Annotated in this window: 17 protein-coding genes; 10 read left to right on the forward strand and 7 right to left on the reverse strand. The window is 68.1% G+C overall.

The window, feature by feature from the left end:
* Positions 1–12: 12 nt before the first annotated feature.
* The 10 genes from dxs (at position 13) to WDM91_00640 (ending at position 9,428) form a co-directional block, all read left to right on the forward strand.
* Positions 13–1,965: a 1-deoxy-D-xylulose-5-phosphate synthase gene (dxs, locus tag WDM91_00595; protein MEI9993062.1), complete on the forward strand. Its 1,953-nt coding sequence runs from the start codon at positions 13–15 to the stop codon at positions 1,963–1,965.
* 154 nt (positions 1,966–2,119) lie between these two features.
* Positions 2,120–2,869: a TlyA family RNA methyltransferase gene (locus tag WDM91_00600; GenBank protein ID MEI9993063.1), complete on the forward strand. Its 750-nt coding sequence runs from the start codon at positions 2,120–2,122 to the stop codon at positions 2,867–2,869.
* On the forward strand, positions 2,866–3,921 hold the full coding sequence (locus WDM91_00605; GenBank protein ID MEI9993064.1) for a hypothetical protein: 1,056 nt from the start codon (positions 2,866–2,868) through the stop codon (positions 3,919–3,921). Before WDM91_00600 ends, WDM91_00605 begins: the two co-directional genes overlap by 4 nt.
* Positions 3,922–3,940: 19 nt before the next feature.
* Positions 3,941–4,672, forward strand: a complete 732-nt coding sequence (locus WDM91_00610) for a C13 family peptidase (protein MEI9993065.1) — start codon at positions 3,941–3,943, stop codon at positions 4,670–4,672.
* Positions 4,673–4,799: 127 nt separating this feature from the next.
* Entirely contained in the window at positions 4,800–5,918 is a 1,119-nt protein-coding gene (locus tag WDM91_00615; GenBank protein MEI9993066.1) for a hypothetical protein, read from the forward strand.
* Positions 5,919–5,994: 76 nt separating this feature from the next.
* Positions 5,995–7,104 (forward strand): IS5 family transposase, encoded by a 1,110-nt coding sequence (locus WDM91_00620; GenBank protein ID MEI9993067.1) that lies wholly within the window; start codon positions 5,995–5,997, stop codon positions 7,102–7,104.
* The gene (locus tag WDM91_00625; GenBank protein ID MEI9993068.1) at positions 7,101–7,415 is read left to right on the forward strand and encodes a hypothetical protein; all 315 of its coding nucleotides are present in this window, start codon (positions 7,101–7,103) and stop codon (positions 7,413–7,415) included. The genes WDM91_00620 and WDM91_00625 overlap by 4 nt, the downstream gene beginning before the upstream one ends.
* A gap of 92 nt (positions 7,416–7,507) precedes the next feature.
* Entirely contained in the window at positions 7,508–8,173 is a 666-nt protein-coding gene (locus WDM91_00630) for a carboxypeptidase-like regulatory domain-containing protein (GenBank protein ID MEI9993069.1), read from the forward strand.
* Between the two features lie 69 nt (positions 8,174–8,242).
* The gene (locus WDM91_00635; GenBank protein MEI9993070.1) at positions 8,243–8,788 is read left to right on the forward strand and encodes a hypothetical protein; all 546 of its coding nucleotides are present in this window, start codon (positions 8,243–8,245) and stop codon (positions 8,786–8,788) included.
* Positions 8,789–8,819: 31 nt separating this feature from the next.
* A complete protein-coding gene (locus WDM91_00640; GenBank protein ID MEI9993071.1) occupies positions 8,820–9,428 on the forward strand; it encodes a hypothetical protein in 609 nt (202 codons plus the stop codon).
* A 32-nt stretch (positions 9,429–9,460) separates the two neighbouring features.
* Here the strand turns inward: WDM91_00640 and aroC are convergent, their stop codons facing one another.
* From aroC to WDM91_00675, 7 genes are all read right to left on the reverse strand, one after another.
* Entirely contained in the window at positions 9,461–10,561 is a 1,101-nt protein-coding gene (gene aroC, locus WDM91_00645; GenBank protein MEI9993072.1) for a chorismate synthase, read from the reverse strand.
* A 5-nt stretch (positions 10,562–10,566) separates the two neighbouring features.
* On the reverse strand, positions 10,567–11,157 hold the full coding sequence (locus tag WDM91_00650; protein MEI9993073.1) for a histidine phosphatase family protein: 591 nt from the start codon (positions 11,155–11,157) through the stop codon (positions 10,567–10,569).
* Between the two features lie 31 nt (positions 11,158–11,188).
* The gene (locus WDM91_00655; protein ID MEI9993074.1) at positions 11,189–11,800 is read right to left on the reverse strand and encodes a histidine phosphatase family protein; all 612 of its coding nucleotides are present in this window, start codon (positions 11,798–11,800) and stop codon (positions 11,189–11,191) included.
* Positions 11,790–12,596 (reverse strand): enoyl-ACP reductase FabI, encoded by an 807-nt coding sequence (gene fabI, locus WDM91_00660; protein ID MEI9993075.1) that lies wholly within the window; start codon positions 12,594–12,596, stop codon positions 11,790–11,792. Before fabI ends, WDM91_00655 begins: the two co-directional genes overlap by 11 nt.
* A 171-nt stretch (positions 12,597–12,767) precedes the next feature.
* Entirely contained in the window at positions 12,768–14,141 is a 1,374-nt protein-coding gene (locus WDM91_00665; GenBank protein ID MEI9993076.1) for an efflux transporter outer membrane subunit, read from the reverse strand.
* Complete coding sequence (locus WDM91_00670) at positions 14,138–15,184, reverse strand: HlyD family secretion protein (GenBank protein MEI9993077.1); 1,047 nt, start codon at positions 15,182–15,184, stop codon at positions 14,138–14,140. Before WDM91_00670 ends, WDM91_00665 begins: the two co-directional genes overlap by 4 nt.
* The gene (locus WDM91_00675; protein MEI9993078.1) at positions 15,171–16,817 is read right to left on the reverse strand and encodes a hypothetical protein; all 1,647 of its coding nucleotides are present in this window, start codon (positions 16,815–16,817) and stop codon (positions 15,171–15,173) included. The genes WDM91_00670 and WDM91_00675 overlap by 14 nt, the downstream gene beginning before the upstream one ends.
* Between the last annotated feature and the right edge of the window lie 159 nt (positions 16,818–16,976).

Consider the following 16,976-nt stretch of genomic DNA (forward strand, 5'->3'; position numbering starts at 1 on the left):
CAACACAAGCGTATGACTCGCGGAGACGATTTCGCCATGGGGCAGCCGACCAAGACGCCACTTCTGGACGGCGTGAACGAGCCGCATCAGCTGCGCGCGCTCGACAAAAAGGATCTGCGCCAGTTCGCCGACGAGCTGCGGAGGGAGATGATCGACGTCGTCTCGGTGACCGGCGGCCATCTCGGCGCCGGCCTCGGCGTGGTCGAGCTCACCACCGCGCTGCACTACGTGTTCGACACGCCGAAGGACAAGATCATCTGGGACGTCGGTCACCAAGCCTATCCGCACAAGATCGTCACCGGGCGCCGCAGCCGCATGCGCTCGCTGCGCCAGGGCGACGGCTTGTCGGGTTTCACCAAGCGCGCCGAGAGCGAATACGACCCGTTCGGCGCGGCGCATTCCTCGACCTCGATCTCCGCCGGCCTCGGCTTCGCGGTGGCGCGCGATCTCAAGGGCGGCGCGAACAATGTCGTCGCGGTGATCGGCGACGGCGCGATGAGCGCCGGCATGGCCTATGAGGCGATGAACAATGCCGGCGCGATGGATGCGCGGCTGATCGTGATCCTCAACGACAACGACATGTCGATCGCCCCGCCGGTCGGGGCGATGAGCGCCTATCTCGCGCGCCTCGTCTCCAGCCACACCTATCGCGGCCTGCGCAGCCTCGGCAAGAAGATCGCCTCCATCCTGCCGCGTCCGATGAAGGTCGGTGCGCGCCGGGCGGAGGAATACGCCCGCGGCATGGTCACCGGCGGCACGCTGTTCGAGGAGCTCGGCTTCTATTACGTCGGTCCGATCGACGGCCACAATCTCGACCACCTGATCCCGGTGCTCGAGAATGTCCGCGACATGAAGAACGGCCCGGTGCTGGTCCATGTCGTGACCAAGAAGGGCAAGGGCTACGCGCCCGCCGAGGCCTCCGCCGACAAGTATCACGGCGTCACCAAGTTCGACGTCATCACCGGCGAGCAGAAGAAATCCAACTCCAAGGCGCCCGCCTACCAGAAGGTGTTCGGCGAGAGCCTCATCATGGAGGCCAAGAAGGACAGCCGCATCGTCGCGATCACCGCCGCGATGCCGTCGGGCACCGGCGTGGATCTCTTCCAGCAGGTCTTCCCGACGCGCACCTTCGACGTCGGCATCGCCGAGCAGCATGCGGTGACCTTCGCCGCCGGCCTCGCGGCCGAGGGCATGAAGCCCTATTGCGCGATCTATTCGACCTTCCTGCAGCGCGCCTACGACCAGGTGGTGCACGACGTGGCGATCCAGTCGCTGCCGGTGCGCTTCGCGATGGATCGCGCCGGCCTGGTCGGCGCCGACGGCGCGACCCATGCGGGCTCCTTCGACATCGCCTATCTCGGCACGCTGCCGAACTTCGTGCTGATGGCCGCGGCCAACGAGGCGGAGCTGGTGCACATGGTCGCCACCACGGCGGTGATCGACGACCGTCCGTCCGCGCTGCGCTACCCGCGCGGCGAGGGCTGGGGCACCATCGAGCGTCCGTTGGTCGGCGTGCCGCTGGAGATCGGCAAGGGCAAGATCTGGAAGGAAGGCTCGTCCATCGCGATCCTCTCCTACGGCACGCGCCTGCACGAGGCGCTGCTGGCGGCGGAGAAACTCTCCGGCTACGGACTGTCGGCGACGGTCGCCGATGCCCGATTCGCCAAGCCGCTCGACACCGACATGATCCGCCGCCTGGCCCGCCAGCACGAAGTGCTGATCACCATCGAGGAAGGCGCGGTGGGCGGCTTCGGCAGCCATGTGATGCAGTTCCTGGCCTGGGAAGGCCTCTTGGACCATGGGCTCAAGGTCCGCCCGATGGTCCTGCCGGACCGCTTCCAGGACCAGGACACGCCGGACCGCATGTATGAGGCGGCCGGCCTGGATTCGAAGGCGATCGTCGCGACGGTGCTCAATGCGCTGGGCCGCGAACGCGAAGCGGAGGCGGCGGGCAGGATCGCCTGATTTCCGACCCGCCCTCGCGGAGAGGGTGGACGCACAACCCACCCCTGTTGCATGCTTCTCCCGCGCGCCGTGGCCCAGGTGCCCCGCGCAAATCGACAATCGAGCGGACGCGCCTCTTGGGATGGCCGCGCGTCTCGCATAAAGCGAGTACGCCATGAGCACGCCATCCAGCGACGAATTCCGCGCCGACGTCTTTCTGGTGCGCAACGGCTATGCCAAGAGCCGCACCGAGGCGCAGTCCGCGATCCGCTCCGGCCGCCTGAAGGTCAACGGCGAGATCGTGAACAAGCCGTCGCGCACCCTCGATCCCGACGCCACCATCGAATACGTCAAGCCGCATCCCTATGTTTCGCGCGGCGCGCTGAAGCTGGTCGCGGCGCTCGACCGCTTCGAGCTGTCGCCGCAGGGGCTGATCTGCCTCGATGTCGGCGCCTCGACCGGCGGCTTCACCGAGGTGCTGCTCGAGCGCGGCGCGACCAAGGTCTATGCCGTCGATGTCGGTCACGCCCAGATGCATCCCAAGGTGCGGCGCGATCCGCGCGTCGTTCCCTGCGAAGGCGTCAACGCCCGCGCCCTGACGCGCGACCACGTGCCGGAGCCGCCGCAGGCGGTCGTCATCGATGTCAGCTTCATCGGCCTCAAGCTCGCCCTGCCGCCCGCCTTGGCGCTGGCGGCGAGCGGCGCCTGGCTGGTGGCGCTGGTGAAGCCGCAATTCGAGGTCGGCCGCTTCGCGGTCGACAAGGGCGGCATCGTCAAGGACGCCGAGGCGCGCGACGCGGCGGTGAAGGACATCGCCGCCTGGATCGCCGACCAGGCGGGCTGGACGGTGGCCGGCCGCATGGAAAGCCCGGTCGAGGGCGGCGACGGCAACCGCGAATATCTGATCGCCGCGAAGAAGGTGTGAGCGCGCTTTGCCGCCATGTCGGGGACTGCGGCGGCTGCACGCTCCAGAGCGTGCCGGAAGCGCAATATCGCGCACAAAAGCGCGATGCGGTCGTCCGCGCGCTGCAGCATGCCGGCGTCGAGGCCGCGGTCGCGGAGGTCGTCACCGTCCCGTCGCACACCCGCCGCCGCACCGTGCTCAACGTCCAGCGCCGCGCCGGCCGCATCGCGGTCGGCTTCCATCCGCTGCGATCGCACAGCGTCGTCGACATGCACGAATGCCTGGTGCTGCGCCCGGCGCTGTTTGCGCTGGTCGCGGCGTTGCGCACCGCGATGCTGCCGCTCCTCGCCGACGGGCAGGATGCCGAAGCCCGCGCCACCGAATGCGACAACGGCCTCGACATCGCCTTCCGGGCCCAGGCCAAGCTCACCCCGGCATTGACGGCCGCGCTGGGCCGCATCGCCCCGGCGCTCAAGGCCAGCCGTATCACCTGGAACGCCCGGCTCGCCTTCGAGAGCGCCGCGCCCGTCGTCCGCTTCGGCAAGGCGCAGGTGAAGCTGCCGCCGGACACCTTCCTGCAGGCTTCGCGCGAGGGCGAAGCGGCGCTCACCGCCCTTGTGCTGGCGGCGACGAAGGGCGCCAAGCATGTCGCCGATCTGTTCGCGGGCTGCGGCACCTTCTCGCTGCCTTTGGCCGAGCGGGCCCGGGTCCATGCGGTGGAGCGCGAGCAGGCGATGCTCGACGCGCTGGCCGCCGCTGCCCGCGCCGCCTCCGGCCTCAAGCCCGTCACCACGGCGCGGCGCGATCTCTTCAAGGTGCCGCTGGGTCCTCTCGAGCTGAACGCCTTCGATGCCGTCGTGCTCGACCCGCCGCGTGCGGGCGCGGAGGCGCAGGTCCGCCAGATCGCCGCCGCGAAGGTGGGCCGTCTGGTCTATGTCTCCTGCGATGCCGCCAGCTTCGCCCGCGACGCCGCGATCCTGGTGAGCGGCGGCTACAAGATCGGAACCGTCACCCCCGTAGACCAATTCCTGTGGTCGTCGCATATTGAGCTGGTGGCCGCGTTCGCGCGGTAGGGGACGCACGGGGACGGTCATGAGATATCTGGCCTTCGCATTGGCGCTGCTCGGCGGGGCTTTGCTCGCGCCGGCCGCACAGGCGGCGAATTTCGCCAATTGGGCGGCCATCGTGGTGTCCGGCGACGATCATTCCCATTCCGGCAACCCGTCCCAGGTGTTCGACAATGGCCGCCGCGACATCGCGGCCCAGCTTCTGCGCATCGGCTTCGCGCCGGCGAACCTGCTGCAGTTCTCGGTGGAGTCCGACAGCCATCCGGGTACGGAGCATTCCGACAAGCAGACCATCGCCAACGATCTGTGGGATCTCTCCAACCGGACGACGGGCGGCTGCCTGGTCTATTTCACCAGCCATGGCTCGCCGGAGGGGATCGTGCTGGGCGAAGGCGTGTTCTCGCCCGAGAGCATGGGCCGGGTGATCGACAATGCCTGCGGCAGCCGCCCGACCGTGGTGTTCGTCGCCGCCTGCTTCTCTGGCGTGTTCGTGCCCGCGCTGGCGGCGCCGAACCGCTTCGTGATGACGGCGGCGCGGCCCGACCGGCCGTCCTTCGGCTGCGGCGACAACGACCATTACACCTTCTTCGACAATTGCTGGCTCGACAGCATCGGCCGCGCCGGCGATTTCCCCGGTCTCGCAGGCGCCATCCGGGCTTGCGTCAGCCGCAAGGAAGCCGAAATCAACGCGTACCCCTCGGAGCCGCAGCTCTCGATCGGCGCAAACGTCGCGGCGCAGCTGCCGGCCTGGCGCTGATGCTCATTTCATAGGCACCGCCTCACGGCCATTCGCGCATTGCCGCGCGGCGGGTCTGCGTTGTGGCCAAGGGCGCATTCGGCTTAGCCTGTCTGGCGCCTGTCTTTGCGTTGCGTGGGGGATGTTCATGTTGGGACGTGACGAGCATGACGCCCTTGTCGGGCGCCTCTATGCCGCCGCGCTCGGGGATCTGCCCTGGGCCACAACCCTGGAGTCGTTTGCGGAGCACTTCGGCTCGAGCAAGGCCGTGGTGCAGTTGCTGGATGGCGAGGAACGTCTTTTGGGCTTCGATGTCCACGGCTATTCCACCGACTTCGCGGCGCAGTTCTACACGGGCGAAATCTACCGCAACGATCCGCGCGTGCCCTATTTCCGCAAGGTGCCGCCCGGCGCGATCTATTTCGATCAGGCGCTCTACGACGTGGAGGCGATCAATCGCGACCCCGGCGCCCGCGCCTGTAGCGCCGCACTCGGCGTCAAATATCAGATCGGCGCGGTCATGGGTCTTCCCGGCGGCATCGTGGCCTCCATCGCGCTCTTCCGGACGGAGGCCGAAGGCCACGTCTCGCAATCTCAAATCGGTGCCTGGCGCCGTCTTGCGCCGCACATGGCGCAGGCGCTGACGCTCGGACAGGTCGTCCAGGAGCGCGCGGCGACCCAGGCCGCGCTGCTCGACGCGCTGGCGCGGCGGGCCGACGGCGTGATCCTGCTCGATGCGTCGGGACAGCCGAGCTTCATGAACGACGCGGCACACGCGATTCTCGGCGCCGGCGACGGTCTTGCCTTCGCGCGCGGCGAAGTCACGACGCAGCGCGGGCCGGAAACCCGCCGCCTGCGCAGCCTGATCGCGAATGCTACGGCGATCGCGCCGCCATCCGAGGCTCAGCCTGGCGGCGAGATGCTCCTAACGCGCCGCGGCGGCAGGCGGCCCTATGTGCTGCGCATTATGGCGGCGCCGCGGTTCGATTGTTTTCTCGCCGGCGGCAGCATCGCCGCCGTCATGCATATTCACGATCTCGCCGCAGTGCGCGTGCCGCCGAAAAGCCTGCTCATGGCCGCCTTCGGTCTCACCGAACGCGAAGCCGATCTCGCCATCGCGCTGGTGCGCTGCGCGGGGCTCGCCGGCGCGGCGGCAGATGCCGGCATGGCGCCCAACACGGCGCGCAACCATCTCCAGGCGATCTTCCGCAAGAGCGGCACGGCGAGCCAGGCCGAAGCGGTGCAGCTCTTCTCCCGTTTGGCCTAGCAGGCTGTTGAAGAAGTCTCTGGCGGCGCGTTTGGGATCGTGATTCCCTTTGGGCGGGTCGGCCGAGGGATGGACGATGCGTGGAAGCGACGAGCGGTCCGGGGCGCTGTTCAGTTACGTGGATTTGGAGTCCCGGGTTCGCCATGACCATCCTCTGCGGGTGATCCGGGAAATTGCGAACGCGGCGTTGATGGATCTGTCGAAGGACTTCGACGAGCTCTACACGGACTTTGGCCGTCCCTCGATCGCGCCGGAGAAGCTGTTGCGGGCGACGCTGTTGCAGGCGTTCTACGGTGTGCGCTCGGAGCGGCTGCTGATGGAACGGATAGAGTTTGACCTTCTGTTCCGCTGGTTCGTCGGGCTTGGGGTGGATGATCCGGCATGGGACCACTCGGTGTTCTCGAAGAACCGGGATCGGCTGCTTCAAGGTGACATCGCGGCCAAGTTCCTGAACGCGATCCTGGCTCAGCCTCGAGTGAAGCGGCTTCTGTCGAGCGAGCACTTCTCGGTGGATGGGACGCTGATCGAGGCGTGGGCTTCGCTCAAGAGCTTCCGCAGGAAGGACGGCGCCGACAACGACCAGGATGGTCCGGGCCGCAACGCCGAGCGCAGCTTCCACAAGGAGAAACGCTCCAACGAGACCCATGAGAGCACGACCGATCCTGAGGCCAAGCTCTACAAGAAGGGCGATGGCCAGCCGGCCAAGCTCTGCTACATGGGGCATGCGCTGATGGAGAACCGCCACGGCCTGGCGGTCTTAGGCCAGGCGAGCCAAGCCAACGGCATGGCCGAACGGGACCAAGCGCTGACGCTGGTGGATCGCCATCGTCCCCGGCGACGACGGCGGATCACGCTAGGCGCCGACAAGGCCTATGACGTGGAGGCCTTCGTCGAGGCGCTTAGGGCGCGCGCGATCACGCCGCACGTCGCCATCGATGGGCATTTGAGCAAGACCGGCAAGCCGCGCAAGACGGCCATCGACAACCGGACGCTGCGCCATTGCGGTTATGCCGTGAGCCAAGTCTGCCGCAAGCGCATCGAAGAGGTGTTCGGTTGGATCAAGGCATCGGCCGGCTTGGCCAAGGTCAAGGTCCGTGGGCTGGCGCGTGTCAATGCCACCTTCGTCATGGCCTTGTCCGCCTACAACCTCATCCGCCTGCCCAAACTCCTGGCGGTGCCGGCATGACGCTGAAGGGCAAATGGCGCGTCGTCGAGACGCCGGGATATGACATGGCCGGGCCGGGCTCCTACATCCTGTTCGATAAGGATGGGGGCGAGTTCGCCCTGGATTGCCTCACCGGTTCCTTCCAGGGCGCCTGCGCAAGCGATGCCATCGAGTTCGAATGGTCAGGAAACGACGAAATGGACGAAGCTTCCGGCGAGGGATGGGCCGAGATCAAAACCGACGACTCCCTCGAAGGCGAAATCTCCCTCCAAAACGGCGACGACATCCCCTTCATCGCCCGTCGGCAAAAGACTTCTTCAACAGCCTGCTAGTCCGTTTGCACCAGGCGAGGTGTCTCGACGGGTGCGCTGCCGGATAGGACAAAGGACGGCGCGCGAAGCGCCGTATTTTGTCGGAGAAGCCTATGAAATCGCACCTCATCCGCGCGGCGCTCGCCTGCGCCGTCCTGGCGTTCGCGAGCCAGCCCGTCATGGCCGCCGAGGGCGGCACGTCGCTCTGTCCGCCGCCGCATGTCTGCCTCGGCGGTGTCGGCGTTATGGTCACCACCAAGAAGGGGCAGGTGGTCGCGCGCGCGCGCACCGACGACGACGGCCAGGTCAGCTTCAAGGGGCTCCCCGCAGGCGACTACCTGATCGTCATCGATGGGCTGAGTCTCGTCTCGGCAACCGAGCGCGCGGCGCCGACACCCCCGAAGAAGGAGAGCGGCGGCGTCAGCGTCGGCATCGGGGGCCTGTTCGGCGGCGGTGGCCGCAGCGGCCATGAGGGTCACGATTCACATGGCGGCGGTGGCGGCGTGGGTGTCGGCCTGAACATTCCGCTCGGCAGCGGCGATCAGGGCTCCGGGCCGCAGGACAATCCGATCACCGCGATCAACATCACGCTTCCGGGCGAGCCGCCCCGCCTGGTCAACGACGGCAACACGGCCAATTGGGGCACAGGTACCAGCACGTTTTTGGAAGTGCCCTACTGCCCCGATGCCGCGAAGCGCGGACTGAACATCGGCGCGACTATCAAGCAAAACCCGGGCTGGCTGATGGTGACGATCTTCGACCGCTGGGGAAACATGTAGAGCGTCTCTGCGCGTCCAACGGAAAAACACCAACGCCGCACGAAATTACTTGAGTCTCTGGAGAAGCATATGAACATGAAACTGTTTGGTGCCGTTGCGCTCGCCTGTGCCGCGATCGTGCTGACGGCCACGTCGGCCTTTGCCGGTGTGACGCCCATCTCGGGCCTTCCCGTGGGCGTCGATCATTGCCCGCCCGATTGCTTGGAGCTCGTCGCGCACGGCGCGACGGACGCCAAAGGCACCGTCACCTTCCGCGGCCTCAAGCCCGGCACCTATTCCATCGTGATCGATAGCAAGGTCCTGATCGCATCGCTGGACAAACGACAGCCGTCCGCGAAGGCGAACGGCGGCGACAAAGGCAGCGATGGGTCGCCCGGCATCATCGCCGTCCTCATCGCCCTCCTGTTGCCATCGATGCCGACCGTCCACGGAACGACGCCGGCAACGAAGCTAAGCTTCGAGGTGCCCGTTTGCCGCGACGGCGCCGGCGGCGCCATCCGCGTCGGCTTCACGATCCCCGAGCCGGCGAGTCCGGGAAGGCTCGCCGGCAAGCCGGGCGATATGGGCGCGAGCATTTCCGACCAGGCGGTGTCCCTTGTGCTCACGTCCTATTGAAATCCTTGCAGGTGACATCATGAGAACGACTTTGATCCGGGCGGCGCTCGCCTGCGCCGCGCTGGCATTGGCGAGCACGGCGGCCGTGGCGGGTATTGGTATCCCAAGCATTCCGGTCGGCCTGGATCATGATCCCGAGGGGATCATAGCTCATGGCACGACGAACACAGATGGCAGCGTCACCTTCCGCAATCTGGCGCCCGGCAACTATGTCGTCGTGGTCGACGGCAAGAGCCTGGCCGCGGCCCTAGAAAAGCTCCTGACACCGGCGAAGAAGAGCGACCGCGGCGTCAGTATCGGCGTCGGGGGCCTGTTCGGCGGCGGCGGTGGGGGCCGCGGCACCCATGAAGGCCAAGGTTCGCATGGTTCGCATGAGGGCGGCGGCGGGGTCGGCCTCGGCATCAGCATTCCGCTCGGCGGCGCCCCCGATCCGAAGGCGGAGGGCACCCCGCTGCATTTGCCAGACGGCACCATCGTCATTGTCGCCGAACTGTCGATTGGCGGGAACACGGTCTCGGTGCAGGCGCCCTATTGCCGCGACAGCGCGGGGCAGGGCACCCGCATCGGTTTCACGGTTCCGGACGGTGCGCCTGAAAGCGTCGCCGTCGTCGTGGGTTACGGTACGACTCGCCGGAATTGAAGTCCGGCGACGGCCCATAACCGCGTGTGAGATCAGCCGTTCTGCGCCCGCTGGCGCAGCGCCTGGTCCGCGAGCACGATCGCCATCATCGCCTCACCCACCGGCACGGCGCGGATGCCGACGCAGGGATCGTGACGGCCCTTGGTCAGGATGTCGGTCTCGGCGTTGTTCACGTCCACCGTCCGCCGCGGCGAAAGGATCGACGAGGTCGGCTTCACCGCGAAGCGCACGACCACGGGCTGGCCGGTGGAGATGCCGCCCAGGATGCCGCCGGCATGGTTGGCGAGGAAGCGGGGCTTGCCGTCGTTTCCGGCCCGCATCTCGTCGGCGTTCTCCTCGCCGCTGAGCGCCGCGGCGGCGAAGCCGTCGCCGATCTCCACGCCCTTCACCGCGTTGATGCTCATCATCGCCGCCGCCAGCTCGCCGTCGAGCTTGGCGTAGATCGGCGCGCCCAGCCCCGCCGGGATGCCCTCCGCCACGACCTCGATCACCGCCCCGACCGAGGAGCCCGCCTTGCGCACCCCCTCGAGATACGCCGTCCACGGATCGATGGCGCCCGGGTCGGGGCAGAAGAACGGATTGCGCGCCACCTCGGCCCAGTCCCATCGGTCGCGGTCGATATGGCTGGTGCCCATCTGCACCAGTGCCCCGCGCACGCGGGCATCGGGATAGAGCGATGCGAGAACCTTGCGCGCCACCGCGCCGGCCGCGACGCGGCTCGCGGTCTCGCGCGCGCTCTGCCGCCCGCCGCCGCGATAGTCGCGCACGCCGTATTTGGCGATATAGGTGTAGTCGGCGTGGCCGGGCCGGAACGTGTCGCGGATCTCGGCATAGTCTTTCGACCGCTGATCGACATTCTCGATCAGCAGCGCGATCGGCGTGCCCGTCGTCACCTGCGCGGGCATCCGCTCGTCCTGGAAGACGCCGGAGAGGATGCGGACGGTATCCGGTTCCTGCCGTTGGGTGACGAATTTGCTGGTGCCGGGGCGGCGGCGGTCGAGGTCGTCCTGGATGTCCGCTTCGGTGAGCGCGATGCCCGGCGGACAGCCGTCGATCACGCAGCCGATCGCCGGCCCATGGCTCTCGCCGAAGGTCGTGACGCGGAAGAGATGGCCGAACGTGTTGTGCGACATGCTCTCTATTCGCCGAAATAGGCCTCGGCGCCATGGCTGAGCCGGAGCAGCCCGGCATTGGGATGCTCGTAGCGCACCGCGTCCTCCGGCGAAAGCCCGAGATAATGCGCCCGCAGCATGCGCACCGGCACGGCATGGCTCACGATCACGCTGTCGCGGGTGAGACCGGCCAGGAAGCGCCCGACCCGCTCATGCACCATCGCCTGGCTTTCGCCGCGCTCGCGCCGGTAATTCCAGGGATCGGCGCCGAAGCGGCGGTCGTCCTCCGGCGTGAGGGCGCTGCGCAGCGTCCAGATATGGTCGCCGGCATGCATCTCCATCAGCCGGTGGTCGGCGCGATAGCCGGTGGCCGGCAGGCCCGCCGCCTCGCGCAGCAATTCCATCGTGCAGCAGGTGCGGTGCAGGGAGCTCGCATGGAAATCCAGCGCCGCCGGATCGCCCGCCAGCGCGCGCAGCAGCCGCCCATTGGCGCGCGCCTGGGCGCGGCCGTTCGCGGTCAGCGGCGAATCGTCGTGCGAGGCGAAGCGGCCTTCCGCATTGTGCTCGCACTCGCCATGACGGACGACGTAGAGGGTGAGGGCGCGGACGTTGATCACCGAGAGCTCCATTGTCTGGCCGGGATGACAATTAGCGCCGAACATCCAACCTTACCACCTCGCCCCCGCGCGCGCGAAACACACAGCCCTGCGGCTCGTCGAGGCTCGACATCGCCTTCCAGTCCAGGCCCGCGAACAGCCCGCGCAGGATGCGCGTCGTCGCGCCATGGCTTACCGCGAAAGTGTCCGTGGCGAGATCGGCGACGAAGCTTCCGATCCGCTTGGCGACATCGGCATAGTTCTCGCCGCCCGGCACCCGCACATGCCATTTGTCCGCATTGCGCCGTTCATAGAGCGCCGGATCGAGCGCCTTGGCCTCGTCGTCGGTGAGCTGGTCCCATATCCCCAGGTCGATCTCGATCAGGCGCGGGTCGGTGCGGTAGCCGAGCTGCGGCAGGCCCGCCGCGACGCGCACGATCTGCATCGTCGTCTTGGCGCGCTGCAGCGGGCTGGACACGAAATCGAGCGCCGGCTCGTGGCCCAGCGTGCGCGCGAGGATCGCGCCGACGTCGCGCGCCTGCGCTTCGCCCAGGGGGGTGAGCGGCGTGTCCTTCACGCCGGAGAATTGATGCCGCGCATTCGCCTCGGTCTGGCCGTGCCGCGCGAAAAAGAGCGTGATGCCGTCGGGGAGCTTAAGCGCCATCGCTCTTGGCGACCGTGATGTCCGGCGCGTCGATCGCCTTCATGCCGACGATGTGATAGCCGGCGTCGACATGCAGGCACTCGCCCGTCACCGCCTTGCCCATGTCCGACAGCAGATACAGCGCCGAATTTCCGACCTCCTCGATCGTCACATTGCGGCGGAGCGGCGAATTGTACTCGTTCCATTTGAGGATGTAGCGGAAATCGCCGATCCCGCTCGCCGCCAGCGTCTTGATCGGACCGGCCGAGATCGAGTTCACCCGGATCGCCTTCTTGCCCAGATCCTCCGCGAGATAGCGCACCGAGGCCTCGAGCGCCGCCTTGGCGACGCCCATCACGTTGTAGTGCGGCATCACCTTCTCGGACCCGTAATAGGTCAGGGTCACCATCGCGCCGCCCTTCGTCATCATCTTCTCGGCGCGCTGCGCCACCGCGGTGAACGAGTAGCAGGAGATGTCCATCGTCATCCGGAAGTTCTCCGGCGTGGTGTCGACATAGCGGCCGTCGAGCTGGTCCTTGTCGGAGAAGCCGATGGCATGCACCACGAAATCGAGCGACGGCCAGATCTTGGCGAGTTCCGCAAAGGCGCCGTCGATCGAACCCTGGTTGCTCACGTCGCAATCGATCAGCGCGGCGGGCTTGAGCGGCTCGACCAGCGGCACCACGCGCTTCTTGAAGACGTCGCCCTGATAGGAGAACGCCAGTTCCGCGCCTGCCTTGTGCAGCGCCTCGGCGACGCCCCAGGCGATGGAGCGGTTATTGGCCACGCCCATGATGAGGCCACGCTTGCCCTTCATGAGTCCTTCGAAAGCCATGGGGTCACCGGTTGGGATGCGACCCTTCTGTGGCCGGAAACGCCAGGGAATTCAAGGTCAAATGCTGACGCCGAGTCAGCGCCTTTGCCGCGCCGACCGAGGAAACTTTCGTGGCGCAGCCTTCGACGAAAGGACGGAACCCGGCGGCGACCGTTAGAGATCTGCGGCCCAGCCGCCGCCGAGGGCCTGATAGAGCGCGACGGTGGCCGTGAAGCGGTCGGTGCCGGCTTGCACGAGTGCGAGTTCGGTCGCCAGCAGGCCGCGCTCGGCATCGAGTTGATCCAGATAGGGGGAATAGCCGGCGCGATAACGGTTGGTGGCGAGCGCCAGCGCGCGGGCCAGCGTCACACGCTGCGCGGCGAGCGAAGCCTGTTGCTCGTCGAGCCGGCGTATCGCGGCCAGCGCGTCTTCGACTTCGCGGAACGCCGTCAGCGCCGTCTTGCGATAGGCAAAGGCGGCCTGGTCGCGCCGGGCGGCGACGGTCTCCTGTTGGGCCTGCAGCCGGCCGGCGTCGAAGATCGGCGCCAGGATGCTGCCGCCGAGCGAGAATATCCCGACCGGGCTGCTGATCAGCGTCGAGCCGACGACGCCGCCATCGGCCGAAATCCGCACATCCGGCATGAAGGCGGCGCGCGCCGAGTCGAGCGAGTGATCGGCGGCCGCGAGCTGCTCTTCCGCCGCAAGGATGTCGGGCCGACGCCGCATCAGCGCGGCGGGCACGGCGAGCGGCACGGTCGGATGCGAAAGCCTGTCCAGGTCCAGGCCCCGCGCGATCGCGCGCGGCGTGTCGCCGAGCAGGATGCTGAGGCCGTTCTCCTGGCGGGTGATGGCGAGTTCGGCGGCGGGGATGAGCTGCTCGGCCGCGCGGTAATCGGCTTCGGCCTGGGCGAGATCGAGCTGCGAGGCATAACCGACCTGGGCGCGGCGGCGCGCGATCTTCAGCGACTCCGCGCGGGCTGCCAGCGTCTTGCGCAGCACGGCCAGGCGCGCGTCGAGCCCGCGAAGGGCGATGTAGCCCGACGCCGCCGACGCCGCGACGGCGAGGCGGACATTGTCGCGCGCGGCCTGGCTCGACAGCAATTGCGCCCGCGCCGCCTCGCTGGCGTCGGCCAGGCGGCCGAAGAGATCGAGATCGTAGGAGACCGACAATTCCGCCTGTCCGGCGGTCTGCTCTTCGGGGATGCCGAAGCCCGGATTGACCTCGCGGTCCCGGCCGCCGCCGGCGGAGCCGCTGACATTCGGCCAGCGTTGCGCCTGGGCGAGGTGGAATTGGCCCCGCGCCTCGGCGACGCGCGCCGCCGCCGCCGCGATGTCGACATTGTCGGCGAGGGCCGTTTCCACTGTGCGCGTGAGAACCGGATCGCCGAAGGCTTGCCACCAGGCGGCGCCTATTCCGGCTTGCGCCGCGGCCGGATCGGCGCGCCAGGCTTGCGGCGCGGTCACCGCGGCCTGCGGCGGCGCGTCCGGTCTTGGGCCGGCGCAGGCGGCGAGCAGGGCGGCGCCGACGAGCCCGATCGCGCGCCTCATGGTCCGCCGCCGGTGTCTATGCGGGCTTCCACCGACATGCCCGGCCGCAGCCGCTCGGCACCCGGCTGGTTCGGATCGAGCCCGATGCGCACGCCGATGCGCTGCGGCACCTTCACGAAATTGCCCGTCGCATTGTCGGGCTTGAGCACGGAAAACTCCGAGCCCGCCGCCGGCGACAGGCGCTCGACATGGCCGCCGAAGCGCCGGCCGCCCAGCGCGTCGACGCGCACCGCGGCAGGCTGGCCGGGCGCCATATGACCGGTCTGGTCTTCCTTGTAATTGGCGATCACCCAGCGGTCGGGCGGCACGAGCGAGAGCAATTGCGAACCGCCGGTGACGTATTGGCCGAGCCGCACGCCGACCTCTCCGACCTGGCCGGCCTCCGGCGCACGGATCACCGTGTGCTCGAGATCGATCTCCGCCAGCCGCAATTGCGCGCGCGCCGCTTCGACCTGCGCCTTCAACCCGTCGCGTCCGACATCGACGGTGCGGATGTCCTGCACCGCGATCTGGCCGCCGGCCTGCGCCTGGGCGAGCGCCGCGCGCGTCTGGTCGCGCTCGCGCTGCGACACCGAGCCGTCGCGCACCAGGTCGTCGACGCGCGCCATGTCCGCCTGGGCGCGCTCGAGCTGGGCATGCGCATTGGCGAGGCCGGCGATGCGCGACGCGCGTGCCTGGTCGGAATTGGAGAGCGCGGCGATCGCGGCGGCGAGAGAGGCCTGCGCCTGCGCGACGCGGGCGCGATAGATGCTGTCGTCGATCCGCACCAGCACTTGGCCGTCTCGCACCTGATCGTAGTCGCGGACCTCGACCGCCACGACATAGCCGGCGACCTGCGGCGCGATCACGGTGGTCCGGCCGCGGACATAGGCGTTGTCGGTGACCTCGATGGCGCCGCCGAAAGGGAAGAGGCCCCAGGCCCACAAGATCGCAAGCATGGCGACGACGGCCAGCGCCGCGATCGCGATCGTCGTGCGCGTATCGCGCAGGGGCGGATGCCAGAAGCGGGCGGGCGGCGCCGGGGGTGTCTCAGATTCGCTCATGTGCTGCCGCCATTGCCTCGCGCCGCCGCCGTCTTGCGCCGGTCGCGATCAGATATCCCAGATAGGCCGCCGTCGCGAGCGAGAACCACATCACGAGGCGGAACACGTCGTTGAACGCCAGCGTGTTCGCCTCGCTCGCCATCGCGCGGCCGAGAAGACCGGCGCCCTGCGCGCCGCGCAGCACCGGATCGCCCAGCACCCCCGACAGCACGACGACGCCGGCCTGGATGCGTCCCGCGACCTGCGGATCGGCGGCGACGAGGTGCTCGGCCAGCGCCGCGGCATGCGCCTTCGCTTCCATGACCTGCGCCGTCCCGAGGATGGCCGAGCCGGCCAGCCCGCCGACGTTCTGCGTCATCCCGAACACCACGATCAGGCTCACCAGATGCGTCGGACCTTTCTTCAACATCTGTATGAAGCCGTAGGCGAGCGTCGGTCCGATGAAAAGCGTCGTGCCGAACGCGATCAGCGACTGGCTTAGATAGAGCTGCTCGGGCCGCGTGATGCTGGTCGAATGGCTGTCCAGCCAGGCGCCGAGCGCGATGATCAGCGCCGCGACCAGGACCTGATAGGGCAGGCGCTGCTCGGACAGCGTCGCACAGGCGACCGCGGCGCCCAGCACCATGGCGACGAGAACATAGACGAACAGCGTATGGAGCTGGTCGTTGGTCAGGCCTCCCGAGGTCAGGAAGCCGACCGAGCCATAGGTCTGCTCGGCCAGCGCCAGCCGGACCAGCAGCGCCACGGCGACGAACCGCAGGATGTCGCGGCTGCCGATCCACTGGGTCTGGATCAGCGGATGTTCGCGGTTGTGCTCGATCGCGACGGCGATGGCGACCAGCGGCACGGCGCCGGCCAGCGCCCAGCCGAGCCAGGGCGTGTCGGTCCACCATAGAAGCCGTCCTTCGCCCAATACGACGCAGATCAGCAGGAACGCCGGGACCATCAGGCCGATGGTGATGAAATCGAGCGGCTCGAACGCCTTGCTGCGCTCGCTGGGCGGCAGCGGCGCGGCCAGGATCGCCGCGGCGACGGCCAGGGCCGTGCCGAGTTCGATCAGCGACAGGCCCTGCCAGCGGTCGGTGCTCAGCACGTCCAGCGGGACGAGCCGCGCCAACGGCGTGCCGAGCTGCGTGAGGCTGATGCCGATCACCAGCGCGAGCGGACGCAGCGGCACCGGCATGATCTGCATCAGGTAATAGATCGTCAGCGTCGTCAGCCCCGCGGCCATCACGCCGCACGCCGCGCGCACCGCGATGGCGCTCGCAAAGCCCGGAGCGACCAGCTGGAAGAACGCCGCGGCGGCATAGAGCGCAATCAGCGCGAGCGTGACCTCCGGAATGCCGAATTTCGCACGGGCCCGGACCAGCGTCAGATTGGCCGTCGCGTTCATCGCGATATAGATCGCGGGCAGCACGCTCACCTGGGCCAGCGTAAGGCCGAGCGATCCCGCCAGATTGCCGGCGTTCACGTTGACCAGCGCATTGGTGAAGGTCGCCGAGCAGCCGATCAGCACGCCGACACAAGCATAGGCGACACGGCGAGGGACCGAATGCGTCGGTGTGAAAGCCGAGCCGGGAAACAGCGGCCGCTCGGCCGGAGTAAAACGATACTCGGCATCGGCCGCGCCCAAAACGTCCCTCTTTCGCAGCCCAACGCCCGGACCTTGCCTTGATTTGTGCAACGCGGCAAGCGCGCCGCGCCATACCGAACGCCGCACTTGGACGTCCGCCGATACCGAATCCGCAGCCGTGACTCCGACGTCATTCCTTGCCACCATCGCGCCAGAACG

The sequence above is a fragment of the Rhizomicrobium sp. genome, assembly GCA_037200385.1.
GTDB lineage: Bacteria > Pseudomonadota > Alphaproteobacteria > Micropepsales > Micropepsaceae > Rhizomicrobium.